General features: G+C 48.8%; 5 protein-coding genes. 4 read left to right on the forward strand and 1 reads right to left on the reverse strand.

All coding sequences use genetic code 11. From position 1 onward, the window contains the following. The coding region (locus tag IQ219_RS18930) for a DUF565 domain-containing protein (protein WP_194073640.1) at positions 1 to 239 on the reverse strand (239 nt) is incomplete at its 3' end. Positions 240 to 442: 203 nt separating this feature from the next. On the opposite strand from IQ219_RS18930, the gene IQ219_RS18935 reads away from it, so the two are divergent. The 4 genes from IQ219_RS18935 (at position 443) to IQ219_RS18950 (ending at position 2,476) form a co-directional block, all read left to right on the forward strand. Then, positions 443 to 1,162 (forward strand): NnrU family protein, encoded by a 720-nt coding sequence (locus IQ219_RS18935; RefSeq protein WP_194073642.1) that lies wholly within the window; start codon positions 443 to 445, stop codon positions 1,160 to 1,162. A 91-nt stretch (positions 1,163 to 1,253) separates the two neighbouring features. Beyond that, on the forward strand, positions 1,254 to 1,703 hold the full coding sequence (locus IQ219_RS18940) for a YlqD family protein (protein ID WP_194073641.1): 450 nt from the start codon (positions 1,254 to 1,256) through the stop codon (positions 1,701 to 1,703). Between the two features lie 160 nt (positions 1,704 to 1,863). Further along, complete coding sequence (gene psaM / locus IQ219_RS18945) at positions 1,864 to 1,959, forward strand: photosystem I reaction center subunit XII (protein WP_010871633.1); 96 nt, start codon at positions 1,864 to 1,866, stop codon at positions 1,957 to 1,959. Between the two features lie 139 nt (positions 1,960 to 2,098). Next, positions 2,099 to 2,476: a hypothetical protein gene (locus tag IQ219_RS18950; protein ID WP_194020229.1), complete on the forward strand. Its 378-nt coding sequence runs from the start codon at positions 2,099 to 2,101 to the stop codon at positions 2,474 to 2,476. The last annotated feature ends 22 nt before the right edge of the window (positions 2,477 to 2,498 follow it).

A 2,498-nucleotide genomic window follows, 5' to 3' on the forward strand; every position in this document is an offset into this window, starting at 1 on the left:
TTTCCCCCCCGGCGATAGAACCAACGATTGACAAATTCACAAAAAAGCAGAATAAAGGCAGCACAAACCACGTCCCATTGAGCATTCTGACCGGCGGTGGTGGCTACGGCAGTGCCAACAAAAAAACCGAACAAAAAGGCTAATAAACTCAGGGAAATACGTCGCCAGGGATTCCTGAAAAATTGGGAAAGTTGCTGGCCACGAACTTCAACAATGGTATTTAATCGGGTGCGCTGCATGACAAATTACCTAGGGGGCGGGACGGTGCAGAAACAGCAATGCTCAATTCTAGGCCGTCTTTGGCTGTGGGGGTGTGGGAAAATGTATTGTTGGTTAACTGTCATCGTTGGCGATCGCCGTTTCGCCGTTAGCCATTGACCCAGTAGACTTTTCCATGGTTTTTGCCCCATTCCCCCCACTAAATTGCTTGGCCTTGTTTAATATTTCCTCCCCCTGGCCCTGGTTGACCCCCAGCCATGGCATTATTGCCGCCTATCTTCTCTTGTTTGCAGTGGCCCATAGTGGGTTAGCGGCCCTACGACCCTGGGGAGAAAGCAAAATTGGCGCCAGAGGCTATCGAGTCCTATTTGCCTTGGTGAGTATTCCCCTGGCCACGGGTCTAATTATTTATTTTTTCAACCATCGCTACGACGGCCTCCAACTCTGGCAAGTACAGGGAGTCACGGGAGTTAAACCTCTGGTGTGGATTTTGTCTGCCCTCTCCTTTTTTTTCCTTTTCCCCGCCACTTTTAACCTCTTGGAAATTGCCGCTATCCAAAAGCCGGAAATCCATCTCTATGAAACGGGCATTATTCGCATTTGTCGCCATCCCCAAATGGTCGGCCAGGTAATTTGGTGTATGGCCCATACCCTCTGGTTAGGAACTACTTTTACTTTGGTCACCAGTCTGGGGCTAATTGCCCACCATTGTTTTGCGGTCTGGCATGGCGATCGCCGTTGGTACGAGAAATATGGCGAAGCTTTTTTGCAGGTCAAGCAAAGGACTTCCATTATTCCCTTTCAAGCGATTTGGGAGGGAAAGCAGACCCTGGTATGGCAAGAATTTATTAAACCAGCCTATGTGGGGGTAATGGGCTTTATTGCCCTGCTGTGGTGGGGGCACCCCTGGTTGATGGTGATGACCTCTAGGGTCAATTGGTAGGGCTTCTAGCTTGGTTTAACCGCACTGGGGAGATATTCTGGGGATGCACTGCAATGTAACCCTTTCCCTAGTTTTAGGTTTAATTTAATTTATGGACGATACTAACAACACATTACTGCTCAAGCGTCCCGTCACCCTCAAGGTAATTGTTACCCCCCGCTGGAAAGAGGAGATGCAACAACAACTCCAAGCCCAGGTGAGTCAGATGGATAATCAGGTGCAACAACTCGACGCCCAAAGTCAACGGGCGATCGCCGAGATTAAAAAACAAAGCTTGGTGCCCCTGCCCCCCAATGTCAGCCAGCAAATTGAAAACATTCAAATGCAGGTTAATCAACAAAAGAGCGAAATCCTCGAGCAAAAAAACCAAGCTCTGCAACAAATGCAACAGGTGCAGTTATTAGAACTCAACCAGGAAGTGATCCAGGGCCAGATGGAGAGCTTTTTCCGTCTGCAAAAAGGGGATAACCTGGTGCAAAAAATGGGGGTCGAATTGGTGCTGCGGGATGGCGTGGTGGAAGAAATCCGGGGAGAACTCTAGCCCAGACTAGGTTATCCGGTTGGCCACCCTGGGGATAGGAGTTGGGTAAGTATCGAGTTTTCTAAAGACTTGTAACAACTTGTTTCCCAAAACTGCCCCCATATTGCAAAGTGTTGTTAATGTTTCTCACGATCTGTTTTTATCTAGGAGTTAACTATCCATGGCATTATCTGACACCCAAATTTTGGCAGCCTTAGTGGTTGCTCTCCTGCCTGCTTTCCTAGCTTTCCGTCTCTCCACGGAACTTTATAAGTAGACCAACGTCGGCCGTATAATCCGATCCTTGGGGCGCGATGCGTTGCGCCCTATTGATTTTTAGGGGAAATGCTGGCATCTTTAGAGTCCGGTGTGAGTTGTCAGACCTCTTGCTATCTCCGGCTCAAAAATTACCCGCCATGACTGCCCAAACGTTCAAACCCAGTAGTGCCCGTCGCCCCCGTTCCAGAAGTCGTAAGCGCCCTGAACAAAAGTTTCAGCCTGAGCATAAGTGGCTAGTGTGGGAAATTCTTTTCAAGCTGGGCCTCAATGGTATTTTTGTCGTGGTTTCCATAATGGCGATCGCCAGATTGTTGCCCCATCAACAAACCCAACAGGCCAAACTGAACGAAATTCAGATGCAGGTAGAAGAAACGGAGGCCAGGGTTAAGCAACTCCGTAGTGACTTCCACCGTAGTTTTGACCCCAGCCAGAGCCGCAAAATTATGGAGGAATTAAGCCCCCGTCACGATCCCCAACAACGGAAAATTATTCTGACCGAACCGAAGGCCCCCTAAAAGCTTGTTAGCAAAGTTCTGG

Source organism: Synechocystis sp. LEGE 06083 (assembly GCF_015207725.1).
Classification (GTDB): Bacteria; Cyanobacteriota; Cyanobacteriia; order Cyanobacteriales; family Microcystaceae; genus Synechocystis; species Synechocystis salina.

What these genes read in the sequence shown, in the direction of transcription:
- psaM (WP_010871633.1), top strand. Translation starts at nt 1,864, where the DNA reads ATGGCATTATCTGACACCCAAATTTTGGCAGCCTTAGTGGTTGCTCTC.
- IQ219_RS18940 (WP_194073641.1), top strand. Translation starts at nt 1,254, where the DNA reads ATGGACGATACTAACAACACATTACTGCTCAAGCGTCCCGTCACCCTC.
- IQ219_RS18950 (WP_194020229.1), top strand. Translation starts at nt 2,099, where the DNA reads ATGACTGCCCAAACGTTCAAACCCAGTAGTGCCCGTCGCCCCCGTTCC.